General features: G+C 58.1%; 18 protein-coding genes. 10 read left to right on the forward strand and 8 right to left on the reverse strand.

Annotated elements, in window-relative coordinates:
- Positions 1–61: 61 nt before the first annotated feature.
- On the reverse strand, positions 62–1453 hold the full coding sequence (regB, locus tag PH5382_RS02390) for a sensor histidine kinase RegB (protein WP_058332755.1): 1392 nt from the start codon (positions 1451–1453) through the stop codon (positions 62–64).
- 183 nt (positions 1454–1636) lie between these two features.
- Between regB and PH5382_RS02395 the strand changes: the two genes are divergently transcribed.
- Entirely contained in the window at positions 1637–2260 is a 624-nt protein-coding gene (locus tag PH5382_RS02395) for an SCO family protein (RefSeq protein ID WP_058332756.1), read from the forward strand.
- Between the two features lie 81 nt (positions 2261–2341).
- Positions 2342–2896: an ActR/PrrA/RegA family redox response regulator transcription factor gene (locus tag PH5382_RS02400; protein WP_058332757.1), complete on the forward strand. Its 555-nt coding sequence runs from the start codon at positions 2342–2344 to the stop codon at positions 2894–2896.
- A gap of 63 nt (positions 2897–2959) precedes the next feature.
- On the opposite strand, the gene PH5382_RS02405 is transcribed toward PH5382_RS02400, so the two are convergent.
- Positions 2960–3556 (reverse strand): HD domain-containing protein, encoded by a 597-nt coding sequence (locus PH5382_RS02405; protein WP_058332758.1) that lies wholly within the window; start codon positions 3554–3556, stop codon positions 2960–2962.
- 258 nt (positions 3557–3814) lie between these two features.
- On the opposite strand from PH5382_RS02405, the gene PH5382_RS02410 reads away from it, so the two are divergent.
- The 3 genes from PH5382_RS02410 (at position 3815) to PH5382_RS02420 (ending at position 6220) form a co-directional block, all read left to right on the forward strand.
- Positions 3815–4129: a DUF2059 domain-containing protein gene (locus tag PH5382_RS02410; protein WP_058332759.1), complete on the forward strand. Its 315-nt coding sequence runs from the start codon at positions 3815–3817 to the stop codon at positions 4127–4129.
- Between the two features lie 135 nt (positions 4130–4264).
- The gene (gene ahcY, locus PH5382_RS02415) at positions 4265–5656 is read left to right on the forward strand and encodes an adenosylhomocysteinase (RefSeq protein WP_058332760.1); all 1392 of its coding nucleotides are present in this window, start codon (positions 4265–4267) and stop codon (positions 5654–5656) included.
- Positions 5657–5878: 222 nt separating this feature from the next.
- The gene (locus tag PH5382_RS02420) at positions 5879–6220 is read left to right on the forward strand and encodes a DUF2853 family protein (RefSeq protein ID WP_058332761.1); all 342 of its coding nucleotides are present in this window, start codon (positions 5879–5881) and stop codon (positions 6218–6220) included.
- Positions 6221–6543: 323 nt separating this feature from the next.
- Here the strand turns inward: PH5382_RS02420 and PH5382_RS02425 are convergent, their stop codons facing one another.
- From PH5382_RS02425 to tsaD, 5 genes are all read right to left on the reverse strand, one after another.
- Complete coding sequence (locus tag PH5382_RS02425) at positions 6544–6939, reverse strand: DUF1761 domain-containing protein (protein ID WP_058332762.1); 396 nt, start codon at positions 6937–6939, stop codon at positions 6544–6546.
- A 77-nt stretch (positions 6940–7016) separates the two neighbouring features.
- A complete protein-coding gene (locus PH5382_RS02430; RefSeq protein ID WP_058332763.1) occupies positions 7017–7439 on the reverse strand; it encodes an EVE domain-containing protein in 423 nt (140 codons plus the stop codon).
- A complete protein-coding gene (locus PH5382_RS02435) occupies positions 7439–7711 on the reverse strand; it encodes a YciI family protein (protein ID WP_058332764.1) in 273 nt (90 codons plus the stop codon). The genes PH5382_RS02430 and PH5382_RS02435 overlap by 1 nt, the downstream gene beginning before the upstream one ends.
- 1 nt (position 7712) lies before the next feature.
- Positions 7713–8675: an NAD(P)H-dependent glycerol-3-phosphate dehydrogenase gene (locus PH5382_RS02440; protein WP_058332765.1), complete on the reverse strand. Its 963-nt coding sequence runs from the start codon at positions 8673–8675 to the stop codon at positions 7713–7715.
- On the reverse strand, positions 8672–9769 hold the full coding sequence (gene tsaD / locus PH5382_RS02445) for a tRNA (adenosine(37)-N6)-threonylcarbamoyltransferase complex transferase subunit TsaD (protein WP_058332766.1): 1098 nt from the start codon (positions 9767–9769) through the stop codon (positions 8672–8674). The genes PH5382_RS02440 and tsaD overlap by 4 nt, the downstream gene beginning before the upstream one ends.
- Before the next feature lie 73 nt (positions 9770–9842).
- On the opposite strand from tsaD, the gene PH5382_RS02450 reads away from it, so the two are divergent.
- Genes PH5382_RS02450 through PH5382_RS02460 form a run of 3 tightly spaced genes read left to right on the forward strand, consistent with a single transcriptional unit; the run spans position 9843 to position 13421 of the window.
- Entirely contained in the window at positions 9843–10607 is a 765-nt protein-coding gene (locus PH5382_RS02450; protein ID WP_231751775.1) for a uroporphyrinogen-III synthase, read from the forward strand.
- 53 nt (positions 10608–10660) lie between these two features.
- The gene (locus tag PH5382_RS02455; RefSeq protein WP_058332999.1) at positions 10661–11893 is read left to right on the forward strand and encodes a COG4223 family protein; all 1233 of its coding nucleotides are present in this window, start codon (positions 10661–10663) and stop codon (positions 11891–11893) included.
- 10 nt (positions 11894–11903) lie between these two features.
- The gene (locus PH5382_RS02460; protein ID WP_058332767.1) at positions 11904–13421 is read left to right on the forward strand and encodes a heme biosynthesis protein HemY; all 1518 of its coding nucleotides are present in this window, start codon (positions 11904–11906) and stop codon (positions 13419–13421) included.
- A 101-nt stretch (positions 13422–13522) separates the two neighbouring features.
- On the opposite strand, the gene PH5382_RS02465 is transcribed toward PH5382_RS02460, so the two are convergent.
- Entirely contained in the window at positions 13523–14377 is an 855-nt protein-coding gene (locus PH5382_RS02465; protein WP_058332768.1) for a helix-turn-helix transcriptional regulator, read from the reverse strand.
- Positions 14378–14523: 146 nt separating this feature from the next.
- Here PH5382_RS02465 and PH5382_RS02470 point away from each other — a divergent pair, with 146 nt between their 5' ends.
- Together PH5382_RS02470 and PH5382_RS02475 are read left to right on the forward strand one after the other, a co-directional pair.
- The gene (locus PH5382_RS02470; RefSeq protein ID WP_058332769.1) at positions 14524–15645 is read left to right on the forward strand and encodes an aminotransferase; all 1122 of its coding nucleotides are present in this window, start codon (positions 14524–14526) and stop codon (positions 15643–15645) included.
- Between the two features lie 119 nt (positions 15646–15764).
- Positions 15765–17387 carry a GMC family oxidoreductase gene (locus PH5382_RS02475; protein WP_058332770.1) on the forward strand — a complete coding sequence of 541 codons (1623 nt, stop codon included), beginning with the start codon at positions 15765–15767 and terminating at the stop codon, positions 17385–17387.
- The last annotated feature ends 13 nt before the right edge of the window (positions 17388–17400 follow it).

Genomic DNA, 17400 nt, shown 5'->3' on the forward strand with positions numbered 1-17400 from the left:
TTCCCTATGGTGGCCTCAAAATGGTTAAATCAAGTTTAATTGATTACCAAAAAATGAATAGTTAAACTTCTATCCACTTATTTTCACCCTTGGGAACGGCATTCTCTCCTACCAGTGCGTCGATCTTGTCTCGCGGCCATGAGACCACAACGACAGCGCCGCGGCGATCCCTCATTTTTGCGACCGGCTGATTGCCCGCGTTGGAAAACTGCAGCTCTGCGCCTGTACGCTCTAACAGGGTTTTGGCGATGAACAATCCCAAACCCATGCCCTGGTATTCGGGGCGTTGCTTGCGATCGCTTTCGCTGCGCCGCCGTCGCATGAAGGGATCGCCAATGCGACCCAGCAAATGCGGCGGAAAGCCGGGACCATCGTCATAAATGTGCAGGGTGATGTGGTCGTCATCCCAGCCGGCATCAATCCAGACAGTGGTTTGGGCAAAATCCACCGCGTTCTGCACCAGATTACGCAGCCCGTGAATAATCTCGGGTTTGCGCAAGATAGAAGGCTGCTGCAGGCTGCCACCCTCCAGCGGGCCTTCGTCAAACACCAGCTCCTTGCCCCGGTTGAGATGAGGCTCTGCTGCTTCGTGAATCAGCGTGGACAGGGGCGCCTGACGCAAGTGCAAATCGTCTTTGCCCGCACGGCCCATGTCGCGCAATATGTCGCGGCATCGGTCGGCCTGCTCGCGGATAAGCGCGGCATCTTCGCGCAGGTCGGGCTGATCCTCCAACTCTTCGATCAGTTCGGCGCTGGCCAGTTTGATAGTGGCAAGTGGTGTGCCCAGCTCATGTGCGGCTGCAGCCACCACGCCACCCAGATCTGTGAGCTTTTGTTCGCGCGATAGCGCCAGCTGCGTTGCTGCAACCGCATCCGACATGCGTCGCATCTCGGCACTGATCCGGAAGGAATAGGCGCCGATAAAAAGAATGGCGATGACGATGGCGGTCCAGTTGCCAAAGATAAAGACATCCGGGATGCGCAGGATAAAGCCCTGTTCGGTGCGCAAAGGCAGATGGAATTCGGCCAGCAGAGTGACCAAAATGATTGCGGTGCCGCCAATCAACAGCGTTGGCCGCAGTCCCATCATGGCGGCGGAAATGGTCACCGGAGCCAGCACCAGAAGGCCGAAGGGGTTGTTAAGCCCGCCAGTGAGGTAGAGCAGAAAGCCCAGTTGCAGCAGGTCAAACAGCACCATCAGAAAGTTTTCGAACTCGGACAGGCGTTTGTTTTCGGGAAAAACAAAAATGGCCAGCAGGTTGCTGACCACCGATATTCCGACGGCCAGAAGGCACAGCCCCAGTTCCAGCTGCAGATTGTAGAGCATCTGCGCCACCGCGATTGCGGTGACCTGACCAGCAATGGCAACCCAGCGCAATAGGATCAACGTCCGCAGACGGATCCAATGGCTACGTTCTTGCCCCTGCATCAGGCCAAATTGGGTTTCGCTCATTGATGTCCCCGTTTTCTGCCGCATTTTGCGCGCCGCTGTTCTGATCGGTTCAGACCTGGGCCGTGCTGCGGGCCTGCGGCTCTCATTTCTGTGATCATTGGTGCTGGTTGCATTGGCTGTGTTTCTTGATAGGTCTGGCAATGGAAACGATCAACTCATCCCTCCAACACAAAGTGTGATCACATGACTCGCCTCTATGCAATTCTCGCCGTCGTATTTGTTGCCGCCCTGGCTGGCGGAACCTGGTTGATGACACGTGGAGGCGGTGACGGGGGCGACAGGTTTGCCCAGTGCCGCAGCAGCAAGATTGCCGGTGGCGCGGAAACCATTGGCGGAGCCTTCGAGCTGGTCAATGCTGCTGGCGAGACCGTGACAGACAAGGATGTCTTTACCGAGCCATCGATTCTGTACTTTGGCTATACCTTCTGCCCTGACGTTTGCCCGTTGGATGTGTCACGCAATGCTGAAACCATTGATGTTCTGGCGGAACGCGGCATCAGCGCCACGCCGGTCTTTGTCTCCATCGATCCCGAGCGCGACACACCCGAAGTGGTCGGCGATTTTGCCCATAACATGCATGAGAAAATGATCGGTCTCACCGGGTCGTTGGACCAGGTCAAAGCCGCCAGCCGCGCTTACAAGACCTATTACAAAAAACAGCAAGGTGACGAAGACTACTATCTGGTGGATCATTCGACCTTCTCTTATCTGGTTCTGCCCGAGGTCGGATTTGTGGAATTCTTCCGTCGGAACGAGACACCGGAACAGATGGCGGACAAGATCGCCTGCTTTGTCGAAAATATGTAAATCAGACGAGGTGTTTGACCTTCCCGGCCCGGTCGCTAATATCAAATTCCAGATTATGCGTATAACAGGCGGAGAACCGGCATGGGCGAAACTGCACTGCAGGAAATTGGACCGGACAAGTCTCTTTTGCTGGTTGATGATGACGAACCCTTCCTGAGGCGTTTGGCCAAAGCCATGGAAAAACGTGGTTTTGAGGTGGAAACGGCTGATTCAGTCGCCGGCGGCAGCGCCATCGCCACAGCCCGTCCGCCAGCCTATGCAGTGGTTGATCTGCGTCTGGAAGATGGCAACGGGCTGGATGTGGTCGAAGTGCTGCGTGAAAAGCGCCCCGACAGCCGCGTTGTGGTCCTGACCGGATACGGCGCCATCGCCACTGCGGTGGCTGCAGTCAAGATCGGTGCCACGGATTATCTGTCAAAACCGGCGGACGCTGCCGATATCATGAGCGCTCTGCTGAGCGGTGATGACGAGTTGCCACCGCCACCGGAAAACCCGATGAGCGCCGACCGGGTGCGCTGGGAACATATTCAGCGTATTTACGAGCTGTGCGACCGCAACGTTTCGGAAACTGCGCGGCGTTTGAACATGCACCGCCGCACCCTGCAGCGGATCCTGGCCAAGCGCAGCCCGCGCTGAGTTTGCCGTTTTACTTCTAATTTTGTGACAGTTCTGATTCTGTGACAGCTCTGGATCCGGCGATTACAGCCGGGCCAAGAGCTCTTCGTGGCGGGCGACAAACCCCTGCCGCACAGTCAAAGGCGGGCGCAGCGCGATGGCCAGCCCGGCAGTGATCTCGGGATTGGGGCGGCCAAACAGCTTGTTGGCCTCTGTTTGCGAAAAACCGGCGATCTGCACGGCTTCCATCCAGGCGCTGACCTTGTCGGCGCGTTTGATCTGCGCCTTGATCGTTTTCGGCAGCTGTGCGGGCAGGCCGTATTTGATGTGAATAGCTGCTGTCAGCCGCTGGTCCAGCTCTTCATAGCCGGGGCCAACGGCGGCCTTCACCGGTGAAATCATGTCACCGATGACATATTCAGGCGCGTCATGCAGCAGGGCCGCCAGCTGCCATTTGACCGGCGCTTTGGGATACAAGCGGGTAAACAGCTCTTCGACCAGCAGGGAATGTTCGGCAACCGAATAGGCAAAATCACCTCGGGTCTGACCATTCCAGCGGGCGACAAAGGCCAACCCATGGGCGATATCGCTGATTTCGATATCCATCGGTGTTGGATCCAGCAGGTCCAGGCGGCGTCCTGAAAGCATACGTTGCCAGGCACGGGCAGGTTTGGGAGGCATCGGTCTAATCCAGTCTTGGAATTCGTTCACTGACTACCCGGTCTGCCCCTCGCAGGTAAACCGCCGCACGGGGTTCTGACGGCAGAAAATCGTCCTTTCACTCCCGTCGCCCCATCGGTTTCAAACAATCAGTTGAACGCCCGTGAGATTGAAACACGGGCCTCAGACACCAATATTATATGTACCGCAGGGGCCGAAGTCGCCCATATGGCACGCCCCTTTTGATGCGACGACAGTCGAACAACAAAGGAGTCAGTCATGTTCAAACGTCTTCTCTCCAGCGCCCTGATCTTTGGAATGGCCGCAATTGCGCCGCCTGCCTTTGCCGGCAATTGCGCGCCGCGTGACGGATTGGTGGAAAAGCTGCAGTCCGATTACGCAGAAAGCCTGCAGGCAGGTGGTTTGCAAACCTCGCGACAGCTGGACACGGTGATCGAAGTCTGGTCTTCGACCGCGACCGGCAGCTTTACCGTGTTGAGGACCCATCCCACTGGCATCAGCTGTATTTTGGCGACCGGGCAAAACTATTTTGAGGTGGTTCCCACAGTGGTGCCACCGGGCCTTCCCAGCTGAGCCTGAGGTACGGTTGCAGCAGACCTCGGCCAAATCCCGCTTTACGTACTCATTACGGCCATCTTCGTTGCTTATAAACCATTGCGGTGTTACCTGCGGCGACAAAGATATCTCGTAACCAGAACGGAGCGGACTATGGCCGAGGATTATATTGTAAAAGACATTGCGCTGGCTGAATTTGGTCGCAAGGAATTGGATATTGCGGAAACCGAAATGCCGGGCCTGATGTCACTGCGGTCCGAGTACGGCGAAGAGAAGCCGCTGAAAGGCGCGCGTATCGTCGGCTCGCTGCACATGACCATTCAGACTGCAGTTCTGATTGAAACGCTGGTGGCACTGGGCGCCGATGTGCGCTGGGCGTCTTGCAACATCTTCTCGACCCAGGATCACGCAGCGGCTGCAATCGCGGCTGGCGGCACCCCTGTTTTTGCCATCAAAGGTCAGACCCTGGTTGAGCACTGGGACTATCTGGACCGCTCCTTCATGTTCCCTGAAGGCGCTAACCTAATTCTCGACGATGGTGGCGATGCAACCCTCTACGTCCTGCTGGGCGCCCGCGTTGAAGCTGGCGAAACTGACCTGATCGAAGTGCCCACCTCGGAAGAGGAAGAGGCTATTTTTGCCCAGATCAAAAAGCGCATGGCGGCAAGCCCCGGCTGGTTCACCAAAACCCGCGAAGCCATCCAGGGTGTTTCCGAGGAAACCACCACCGGCGTGCACCGTCTGTATGAGCTGCAGAAAAACGGCCAGCTGCCTTTCCCTGCGATCAACGTGAACGATTCTGTCACCAAGTCGAAGTTCGACAACAAATACGGCTGCAAGGAATCGCTGGTTGACGGTATCCGCCGCGCCACCGACACCATGATGGCCGGCAAGGTTGCCGTCGTTTGTGGCTACGGTGATGTCGGCAAAGGCTCTGCCGCGTCGCTGGCAGGTGCCGGCGCACGCGTCAAAGTCACCGAAGTCGACCCCATCTGCGCTCTGCAGGCTGCTATGGATGGTTTTGAAGTTGTGCGTCTGGAAGACGTTGTTTCCAGTGCCGATGTCTTTATCACCACCACCGGCAACAAGGACGTGATCCGCATCGAGCACATGCGCGAGATGAAGGACATGGCTATCGTTGGCAACATCGGCCATTTCGATAATGAAATTCAGGTCGCAAACCTGAAGAACCACAAGTGGACCAACATCAAAGAACAGGTCGACATGATCGAGATGCCTTCGGGCAACCGTCTGATCCTGCTCTCTGAGGGTCGTCTGCTGAACCTTGGCAATGCCACTGGCCATCCGTCCTTCGTGATGTCGGCCTCGTTCACCAACCAGGTTCTGGCTCAGATCGAGCTGTGGATTCGCGGTGATGAGTACAAGAACGAAGTCTACATCCTGCCAAAGCACCTGGATGAAAAAGTTGCCCGTCTGCACCTGGATCGTATCGGCGTGAAGCTTTCGACACTGAGCTCCGAGCAGGCCTCCTATATCGGCGTGACCCCTGAAGGTCCGTTCAAGCCAGAGCACTATCGCTACTAAGCGACGTCTCAGCTGACCATGATCGAGAAAGCCGCCCGCAGGAATGCCGGGCGGCTTTTTTTGTGGTCAGAACTGCGGATGGTGGGCAGCTGGTGGCCAACAGGGGGGAAAAGCAGGGAAATCTTTTCCTTTGTCTCAATCGGATCAAGGGTTAGTCTTTCGTTAAGCACCTGCAAATTCTTAACTTTGACTACTAGACACCTTGAAGCTGGAGATACGTAAATGGGTAAGAGAGACGATCTGATCGCGCAATATGCTGATGATCTGAAAAACAAATGCGGTATGGAGCCTGATATGGACCTTTTGACCAAGGTGACAATCGGGTGCGGTCCTGCGATCTATAACGCCGATGCCTCCACCGTGGCTGGTAGCCAGGCGAGCGAGCTGGAAACCGTCAAGGAAAACTTCCTGAAGAAAAAGCTGGGACTCGCTGACGGGCCAGAGCTGATGGGTGCCATCAACAAGGTCATCGAGGTTTATGGCAAGTCTGAGCGCAACAAATATCGCGCTGTTGTCTATTACATGCTGACCAAAGAATTTGGCAAAGAAGCAGTCTACAGCTGATTTCAGCCGCCTCTATTTGGCTCTTCTTAAACGGGTTCTGAAATGGGCCTCAAAGCACCCGGCCTCAGCGCTGGGTACTTTGCATTTTAAAGGTATTGTCTGGGTATATGATTTGCCAAAACAACTTTAAGTGGGCTATCACAGTGAGACCAGCCAGGAAGGCTAGGAACTGAATTTCTCATACGCGTGTGGTGGTTAGTGGAGCACGCGGGGTGGAAGGGAAGATCCAGCTATCCGGCAGGATCTTCCCTTTTTTAGTTTTGCTGGTTGCCCTCTAAAAATTGGCCTGCCTTTGATCTGCAACCTGCCAAAAGTTGCTGTCATTATAGCAGGCACAACACCAGTCCCATCACAGCACAGGCAAGGCTGGCATAACCGCCGTCGATCAGGGTCAATTTCACTGGTCGCTTGGCATAGAGATTGTTGATTGCGATCCAGGGGCTGATGACAAACAAACCAATCCCCAACCCGGCGACAAGGCCCGCGCTGGCGCCGCTGAGCCCTGACAGGACAAAGACATGGCGCATCATGCCCGCCACGACCAGCTGCAGGCAAAAGCTGAGGGCATAGATAGCCGGGCTTTGACCGCTTTGGGGTTTGCCATCGGTGCCGCGTTTGATACCTGCAGCCTGCATCCAAGGGTTGGCCAGAATACCATAATAACCGGCTCCTAGCACGAATCCGGCAGCTGCAGCGGCAAAAACACTCAGAATTTCCATTGTTGTGCGCTCCTCGACTGGGTCGGATCATAGCAAGACCTGACTTACCCAGACCTGACTACGATCAGACTGGCAGATCAGGCGGGGTCTGTCTGCCCCAGCGCGCAGATTACCTGCCATTCGTCTGTCGTCACAGGCTGCACCGAAAGGCGGGAGTTTTTGACCAGAATCATCTCTTCCAGCCGGGGATCCAGTTTGATCTGATCCAGCGAGACGGGTTTCACAAATCCCCGGACCGCTTTGATATCCACGCACTCCCAGCGCAGATCATCGGTGGAGCTGTCGGGGTGCGCTTCAGCACAGACCTCGACAATGCCCACCACCGATTTCTCCTTTTGCGAATGGTAGAAAAAGCCGCGGTCTCCCAGCTTCATCTCGCGCATGAAATTTCGCGCCTGATAGTTGCGCACGCCGTCCCATTCCTCGCCCGCATCCCCTTTGGCCACCTGGTCCGGCCAGCCCCAGGTGGAGGGTTCGGATTTGAACAGCCAATAGCGCATCAACCGATAACTTTCTTCCAGGTGATCAGCTCGACCGCCTCAAACAGGCCCGCCTTGTTGTAGGGATCCGCTGCGGCCCAGGCTTCGCCGGTAGCCATGTCTTCAACGTCAAGAATGATCAGCGAACCGGCCATTTCTCCGTTCTGATCCAGCAGAGGGCCGGCCTGCGCGACAACACCGGTCTCTTCGATATAGGCTAGGTGGGCGGCACGATTGTCTACGCGGGTCTGCAAGTGGTCTGGTTTGTCACGGGCGATCAGGGCAATCAGCATTTCATTCCTCTTTCAAAGGGCGTGCCAGCAGTTGAGCGCTGGCAGTGGCAATCGTCAAGTCACCATTCAGTAATCCAACGACGGTCTCGGTGATGGGCATATCCAATCCCATGGATTTGGCCTTGGCTGCAGTGGCGCGCGCGGTGGCAGCACCTTCGACGGTGACATTCGGATCAAAAGCTTCGCCGCGACCGATAGAGAGCCCCAGCTGGTAGTTGCGCGACAGCTGGGAACTGCAGGTCAAGGTGAGGTCGCCAAAACCCGATAGTCCAGCTAGCGTTTCAGCACGCGCGCCACAGGCCAGCGCCATACGCTGCATTTCGGCGTAGCCACGCGTCATAAGGGCCGCGCGGGCACTATCGCCCAACCCGGCGCCAATCACGGCACCACAGGCGATAGCGATGACATTCTTGAGCGCCCCACCGAGTTCTGCCCCGGTGGTATCCGTGGTGCGATAAAGCCGTAGGTTGGCGGTGGTTAGCTGCTCTTGCAGGTGGCGACCGAGATCGGCATCCACACAGGCCAGTGTCAGCGCGGTTGGCAGGCCACGGGCGATATCAGCGGCAAAGCTGGGCCCGGTCAGCAGGGCTGCCTGTGCCTTTGGCAGGATTTCACGGATAACGGCGATCGGGCCCAATCCGGTCTGCAGCTCAATCCCCTTACAGCAGGCGACCAGAACCTTGGCCGCCAGAGCGTCCCGGTGGGTCTCCAACACAGAGCGCAGTTTTTGCATCGGCACCGCCAGCAGCAAGGTATCTGCCTGCACTGCGCTCTTGAAGTCATCGGTGAGCGAGAGTGCCTCAGGCAGGGTGATACCGGGCAGGCGGGCCTCATTGCAGCGCGCGGCCTGCATGGCGGCGATGTGGTCCGTATCTCGTGCCCAAAGTGTGACCGGCGCTTGCTTGGCAAGAGAGACCGCCAGAGCTGTCCCAAAGGCACCCGCGCCCAGAACCGAAATGCTCATGCCTTGGCTCCCTTGCGACCAGAGCCCAGCATGGCGGGGCTGCTTTGGTCCAGCGGCCAGCGCGGGCGGGCTGTCAGATCCATCCCATCCCGCGCGCCGGACTTGAAGCGCTCCAACCCGGCATAGGCGATCATTGCGGCATTATCGGTGCACAGGGCCAGCGGTGGGGCCACAAAAGCAGTGTTCTGTTCTGCACAAACAGTCTCTAACGCGGCGCGAATGGCTGAATTGGCCGCAACCCCCCCGGCAACAGCAAGGGTTGGGGTTTCGGGTTGCTCTTCCATATAGATCGCCAGCGCCCGCTTGGTTTTGGCCGCAAGCACATCGGCAACGGCGGCTTGAAAGCCGGCACAAAGGTCGGCGCGATCTCGCCGCGTCAGGCCGGATTTTTCAGCGACAATCTGGTCGCGCATCCGCATCAGGGCGGTTTTCAAACCGGAAAAGGACAGGTTGCAATCGGGTCGATCCATCAAGGGGCGCGGAAAACGGAACCGCTTGGGATCGCCTGCCTCCGCCTCCTTTTGCACCGAAGGGCCGCCGGGTTGCGGCAGGCCCAGCAGGCGCGCGGTCTTGTCAAAGGCCTCGCCGGGGGCATCGTCGATGGTGCCCCCAAGTCGGGTGAAATCTTCGGGGCCACGGGCGATCAGAAATTGGCAGTGCCCGCCAGAGACCAGCAACATCAGATAGGGGTAGTCAACATCATCGGTCAGTCGCGGTGTCAGCGCGTGACCGGCCAGATGGTTGACGCCCACCAATGGCAGGCCTGTCGCCGCGGCGATGCCCTTGGCGCACATGACACCGGACATCACGCCGCCGATCAAGCCGGGTCCGGCGGTGACAGCTATCGCATCCAGGTCTTGCAGGCTGACGCCAGCCGCCTTCAGCGCATCAATGACGCAGAGGTCCAGCTTTTCCGCATGTGCACGAGCGGCGATTTCGGGCACCACACCACCAAAAGCGCTGTGCAGTTCGGTCTGGCCAAAAACGATGGAGGACAGAACTTCGGCACGCTGGCCTGCCTTTTGCCGCACTACGGCGGCGGCGGTATCGTCACAGCTGCTTTCCAGCCCCAAAAGTGTCAGGCTTTGTGTCATGGTCTACCCGTTGCATCCGATTGCAGCTGGAGCTAGCACCTATAGGGCAGGCAAACAATCCCGGGAGCACAGCATGAGCACCGACAGATCTGTCACAGCCAAACCAGCAGTGTTGTTGATGACGCGGCCCCGGGAAGCGTCAGACCGGTTTGTAGCACTGTTGCCGGATGCGGTGCAGTCAAAGCTTACGGTATTGCATGCGCCGCTTTTGCAGATCAATCCGAAGCCAGTTGCCATTGATTTGACGGATTGTCAGGGCGTGATCTTTACCTCTGCCAATGGGGTGACGGCTGCTGGCCCCCCGCCAGGAAAGCTCCCGGCGTATTGTGTTGGCAGGCGGACCACCGCTGTGGCGCAGGCCGCCGGGTGGCTGGCGCAGTTCTGTGGTGCCACGGCGGAGGCACTGGTGGAGCATGTTTCACGCCAGCAGCCAAAGGGCCCACTGTTGCATCTACACGGAGAGCACACACGGGGTGAAATCGCCACACGGCTTAGCAGGGTTGGGCTGAAATGCAGTGGAAAGACCATTTATGAACAGCAGCTTCTGCCGCTGGATCCAAGCATCAGGGACGGGGTCGGCGCGCAAAACATCGTGATCGTGCCGCTTTTTTCACCGCGCCTTGCGCGGCATTTCGCCAGCCTTGTCGCTAGCATGGAGCTGGATATGGAAAATTTCATTCTGATTGCGCTGAGTGACGCCGTAGCAGACGAGTTGAAAGACTTGAATTGCAAAGACTTGCAGGTCAGTAAAGCGCCTGATGCTGATGCCATGGCCAAGATGGTCCGTGATGCCGCAGATGGGCTGGCGCACCTTGAGGGTGGCAGGCCTGCGCAGTAGTGTCGCGGGTATTGTGCTGAGCAAGTGATTTGGGAATCGATGGGGAGGTCGGCGTGGCTGACAAGAAAACCGCGGATGATGTGACAAAGCCTGTGACTGGCGTCCAGACCCCCGATAGGGACGAGGCGCAGATCGAGGAAGGCCTTACCGATCCGGAAAACGATCAGGCAACGACCGAAGAGGTTGACGCCGCAGATCAGGAGCACCCTGTTTCCGAGACCGAGACCGATGACGTTCCAGCGGAAGAATCACAGCAGGAGAACGCCGAACCGGTCCGCGAAATCGAACGCATTGTGGAAAAACGCGGTGGCTTTGGTGCGGCCCTGTTAGGTGGTGCGGTGGCTGCGGTGATTGGCTTTGTTGTTGGACAGGGCGGTTTGCTGAACTCTGTCCTTCCTGCCAGCCTACAGGGCACCGGGGCAGTTGACATGGCGGCTTATGATGCGGAGCAGGCGGCTCTGAAAGACCAACTGGCCGCACTGCAGGCCCAGATCGACACGGTCAAATTGCCCGATGTTGCCCCGTTGGAGCAGCGCTTGGGTTCATTAGAAACAGCGTTGGACGATCTAAGCGAGGCTCAAAGCGCCGCCCCAGAGAGCGCAGCTGACATTGCGGCCCTCGTGACGCGCGTGGATCAATTGGAAACCCGCCCGATCACAGATGCGGCCTCCCCCGAAGCAGTGGCAGCCTTTGAGGCCGAACTGGCGAAACTGCAGGACAGTCTGGCAGCGCAGCGTGGCGAAGTTGAAACCATGCTGGCCGAAGCCCGCGAGATGGAACTGGCCAGCGCGGAGGCCGCACGGGTTGCAGCCGCCCAGACGGCTTTGGCCAAGATCCGCGCCACTCTGGACACAGGGGGTGCCTATCTTGCCGCGATAGCGGAGCTTGAAACACAGCAGGTCGATGTGCCGACGGCGCTGAGAGGCAGCGCTGAAACCGGTGTAGTTACCCTGGCCGGGTTGCGCGATGCCTTTACCCCGGCAGCGCGCGACGCGCTGGCGCTGGCGCGTGAAGAAACCAAGGGCAGCGGCGGGTTGATGGACTATGTCAATCGTCACCTTGGGGCGCGCTCGACCACACCGCAAGCGGGCGACGGGGCCGATGCTGTCCTGTCGCGCGCTGAGGCCGCCGTGCATGCAGGCACGCTGGATCTGGCGCTGGACGAGCTGTACCAACTGCCCGATGCCGCGCGCGTCGCACTCGATGATTGGCAGGCCTCTGCGCGTGCCCGTCTGGCGGCCCTGGCTGCTGTTGATCAATTGGCCCAAAGCCTGAACGCCAAATAAGGAAGCCGACATGCTCTGGTCTTTGCTGAAAATTCTTGTCTTCGTTGCCATTATTGCCGTTCTGGCCTTTGGGGCGGGGATCCTGATGGAAACCGCCGGTGGTGTGCAGATCACCGTTGCGGGTACCGAATACACCCTCGGCGCGCTGCAATCCGTGCTGGCACTGGGCGTGCTGGTGCTGGTGGTCTGGCTGTTCTTCAAACTGCTGGCGCTTTTGATTGCGACGCTCAAGTTCCTGAATGGCGACGAGACTGCGATCTCGCGCTATTTTGACAAGGGGCGCGAACAAAAGGGTTATCAGGCGCTGTCTGATGGGTTGATGGCGCTGGCCTCTGGCGAGGGGCGTCTGGCGCTGGCCAAGGCAGCGCGGGCAGCGCGCTATCTGGAAAAGCCAGAGCTGACAGATCTGCTGACGGCTCAGGCCGCCGAAATGGTCGGCGATACCAAGAAAGCCGCCGAGGCCTATAAACGCCTGCTGGGCAATCAGAATACCCGATTTGTCGGGGTGCGCGGTATCATGAAGCAAAAGCTGTCGGATGGTGACACTGACACTGCACTGCAACTGGCCGAAAAGGCACTGGCGCTGCGACCCAAGCATGAAGAAGTACAAGACACCCTGCTGCAATTGCAGGCCCGCGCCGAAGACTGGGCTGGCGCGCGCAAAACGCTGTCGACCAAGCTGAAAACCGGCACCCTGCCACGCGATGTTTTTAAACGGCGCGATGCGGTTCTGGCGCTATCGGCTTCGCGTGCTGTAGCTGACGAAGATGCAACGCTGGAACAACGCGAACAGGCGATCGAGGCGAACCGTCTTTCGCCGGATTTGGTGCCCGCCGCTGCCATGGCGGCCCGCGCCTATCTTGCTCAGGGTAAAAAGCGCAACGCGATCAAAGTGTTGAAAAAGGCCTGGGAGGCACAGCCGCACCCGGATCTGGCCCATGCCTTTGCCGAGGTCGAACCAGACGAGACCCCAGCCCAGCGGGTGAAACGCTTTGAGCAGCTGGCACGTCTGAATCCACATGACGATGAAACCCGACTGGTGATGGCGGAACTGCTGATCGTCGCGGAAGATTTTCCCGAGGCGCGCCGCACATTGGGTGATCTGGTGGAACGCGCACCCGATGCCCGCGTGTTGACGCTGATGGCCGCCATTGAAAAAGGCGAAGGGGCTGAGGACGCAGTGATCCAAGGCTGGCTGGCACGCGCGCTCAGCGCGCCGCGTGGTCCGCAATGGGTCTGTAGCAATTGCAACCATATCCATGCGGAATGGGCCCCGGTTTGCGAGCATTGCACCAGCTTTGATACCCTCAGCTGGACGCGTCCGGAAACACCCGAACTGGCCAGCGCCACTGCTGCACATATGTTGCCGTTGATCACAGGCGCTGTCGGGGCAAATGCAGTTGTTGTTGCCCAAGCCACCACCGAAGACATCCCTGATGCTGAATTGGTTGAGGGTGAAAGCGATGAGACTGCGGCTTTGGATGGGGAACAGCAGGCTGTTGATAAAACCGGTGCCGATTCACCGTAGAGAGCGGCAAAGCTGCCAACTAGCCTAAGTCAGCCGTGGCACGGTGAGACATGGTGTGTTGAAAACTAGGGGGCCCGCAATGTCGGGCCCACATGTCCCTCTCATAAGGGGGCGATCGGAAATGTAGCTGATTCCAGTTTACCTGTCTGACTGCTCTGCCAAGTGAGAAAGGTGCTAAACAGCTGTTGTTGAGTGCTGATCCCCAGCTTGGCATGGGCGTTCTTGCGGTGCGTCTTTACTGTCGGCAGGGCGATGCCCAGTGTCAGGCTGATGGATTGGCTGGAATGCCCCTTCAAGATCATTCGTACCACTTCGCCTTTGCGCGGCGAAAGCTCGGTGGTGGCAAAATCCTCCAGACCAGGGCGTGAAGAGACGGCGGCATCAAAAGCTAGGGCACTCTTGCGGGACCAAAGCGCGCGAAAAGCTGACGTAAAAAGCGGATAGAATGGCCGCAAACCGGCGATCACATCTGGGGTGAACCCTCCAGCGCTGACGGGTCGGCCAAAACTCACTTCCCCCATAAAACCGTGCGGCAGGGTCACCGTTAGTGATACCTCTTGCAATCCAGCGGGCCAGCCTGGGGTTCGGTAGCCAATCTCTTCGTCGCTGGCCGACATCACGTCTGTCCTATCCGTACAGGGATGCCAATTGTCAGGAGCCAGGTCTGTCATCGTGTGGAGCCCCGGCTCAAGCCCGGAGAGGAAGGCATTGTAGATCGGGTTCAGAAGATAGGTGCTGTCGACATACTGCTGGACTGCTGCTTTGGCGGCCCCTTCGGGGTACGTATCAGCAAGGTAGATCGGGTTTCGTTCAGGCCGGTTGACCACGGCAAAAGCCGCTGTAAACGGCAGGATATGCGTGGCAGCCGCGATCAGGTCCAGCGCAGAGCCTTTGCCCTCTATGATCTGACAAAGCCGAGTGTTTAAAGCTAGAATTTGATCTGGGGAGGGTGTCATAGCGGTCCCGGTTTTTGGTTTAGCTAACATGGGGTGATGGTTGGGGCGAGAGGGAGGGATCATCCTATAGGACGATAGAGTGACCTGTGCTGGAGCAGGTATGCTGCTTTCCAAAGCACGAAACTGAATACTGAAGGAGAAAGCCCATGCAGATTGAACCTTTTGGTGTCGAAATCTGGATGAACGAATGGGAGACAAAATGCGAATGGAACCTGGCCGAGACCTGCGTTGAAAGCCTGACCATCGCAGAACTTTTGCAGCTGGCGGGCAAAACACCTGCGGATCTTGCTGAGCTGCTGCCAATGAAGATGACCTATGGCGCCATCGAAGGGTCTGACCGGCTGCGCCATGCCATTTCAGCGCTGTATGATCATCAGAAGCCAGAGAATATCCTCACGACGCATGGCACCATCGGGGCCAATATGCTGGTGCATAAAACCCTCGTCTCTGCAGGCGATCACGTGGTTGCCGTGGTGCCGACCTATCAGCAGCATTACTCGATCCCCGTCAGTATCGGTGCCAATGTGCAGATGTTGCAGCTGCGACCTGAAGATGGGTTTTTGCCTGACATTGATGCTTTGCGGGCGATGGTGACACCGCAAACCAAGATGATCGCATTAAACAATCCCAATAACCCGACCGGGGCGCTGATGGATCGCGCCTTGCTGCAAAAGATCGTGGAGATCGCCCGCGCCGTGGATGCCTGGATCCTGTGCGATGAGGTATATCGCGGCACCGATCAGACCGGAAATGGCATGACGGTGTCGATTGCGGATCTCTACGATAAAGGTATCAGCACCGCTGGCATGTCCAAGGCCTATTCGCTGGCCGGTTTGCGTCTGGGCTGGATCGCGGGGCCGCAGGCGCTGCTGCATCAGGTGGCTCTGCATCGCGACTATGATACCATTTCGGTTGGCATGATCGACGAGCATTTCGCGGCGCTGGCGCTGGAACATCGCGACCAGATTCTGGCACGCAGTCAGGCAATCACCCGTGGCAACCTGCAGATCCTTGCCGATTGGGTGGCACAGGAACCGCGGATCAGCTGGGTCAAGCCACGGTCCGGCACCACAGCGCTGCTGCGCTATGATCTTGATATCAGTTCACGCGATCTTTGTGTGGCCCTGCTGCAGGAAACCGGGGTGATGTTTACACCGGGGTCGGCCCTGAACATGGAGGGATACCTGCGCATCGGCTATGCCAATGCTCCGAAAATTCTGCGCGAGGGTCTGCGCCTGTTCTCCGGGTTTCTCCGGCGTCATGGATAGCGGTGGAGACATCTGCGCTTTCGCCCTCCCAGTATGTGTTACGCTGAGTAAAACTGGACAGCCTGCTTTGGCTTGGGTCTGCTCGTGCGTAAAAAATGGCACAACCGGGAGGGGAAGCAATGCAGTTTGATTATGTCATCGTCGGAGGGGGTTCTGCCGGGTCAACGCTGGCGTCGCGGCTGAGCGAAGATCCGGGAACCACAGTTTGTCTGATCGAGGCCGGCGGCAAAGGTGACGGTATTCTGGTGCGAGCACCCGCTGCGGTGGTCGCAATGCTGCCGGGCAAGCCCAAGATCAACAACTGGGCCTTTGAAACAGTGCCGCAGCCAGGGCTCAATGGGCGCAAGGGCTACCAGCCGCGCGGCAAGGCGCTGGGCGGCTCCAGTGCGATCAATGCGATGCTTTATGTGCGTGGTCACGCCAAGGATTACGACGAATGGGCCGATCTGGGCTGTGATGGCTGGAACTGGGACGCGGTACTGCCCTATTTTTGCAAGGCTGAGAACAACGAACGCGGTGGTGATGCGGCCCATGGGGACAGCGGGCCGTTGCAGGTCAGCAATCAGAAATCCCCACGCCCCATCACCCGCGCCTTTATCGAGGCAGGCCAGGCCCTGCAGATCCGCGAGGTCGCGGATTTCAACGCGGGCGACAACGAAGGTATTGGCGAATACCAGGTCACACAGTTTCACGCAGCGGATAAAAACGGCGAGCGTTGCTCTGCGGCGGCGGCCTATCTGCACCCGGTGATGGAGCGCAGCAATCTGACCGTGCTGACCAAGGCGCATGCGAGTCGTGTGCTGTTTGAAGGCAAACGCGCCGTTGGTGTGGCCTATCGGCAGGGCGGTCAAGACAAACAGGTGATGGCGCGCAGCGAAGTCGTGCTGTGTGGTGGGGCCTTTAATTCGCCGCAGCTGTTGCAACTGTCGGGCGTGGGCCGTGCAGAAGATATCAAACCTCATGGCATTGATATGGTGCATGAGCTGCCCGGCGTCGGGCAAAACTTGCAGGATCACCTTGATTTCACGCTGGCTTACAAGAGCCGCGATCGCGACAATTTCGGCATCTCGCTGCCGGGAAGCCTTTCGCTGCTGAAACACATCGGCAATTGGCGTAAAACCGGTCGCGGCATGATTGCCACACCTTTTGCCGAAGGCGCGGCCTTTCTCAAGACCGAGAGCCATCTGGAGCGTGCCGATGTGCAGCTGCATTTTGTGATTTCAATTGTTGATGACCACGCGCGCAAGCTACACATGGGCCATGGCTTCAGCTGTCATGTCTGTGTGCTGCGGCCAAAATCGCGTGGCTCTGTTGGGCTGACGTCGGCCGACCCGACGGCGGCGCCGCGTATTGATCCGCAATTCCTGTCGGATCCCAAAGATCTGGCGGCCCTGATCGCGGGCGTGCGCAAGACACGGCAGATCATGCAGACCGCGCCGCTGGCCGGATATATCCACAAGGAACTCTTTATCGAAGAGGAGCCGGATGACGCAGCGTTGGAGCAGCACATCCGGGCGCGAGCAGATACGATTTATCATCCGGTGGGAACCTGCAAGATGGGGCAGGACGACATGGCTGTTGTTGATCCGGAATTAAAGGTGCGGGGTCTGGCGGGGCTGCGCGTTGTGGATGCCTCTGTCATGCCGCGGCTGATTGGTGGCAATACCAATGCACCCACCATCATGATTGCAGAAAAGGCTGCGGATCTGATCCGTGGCAGCGCAGTGTTGGCTGCGGAATAATTTTGGAGGAGAC

This window comes from Phaeobacter sp. CECT 5382 (assembly GCF_001457775.1).
GTDB lineage: Bacteria > Pseudomonadota > Alphaproteobacteria > Rhodobacterales > Rhodobacteraceae > Pseudophaeobacter.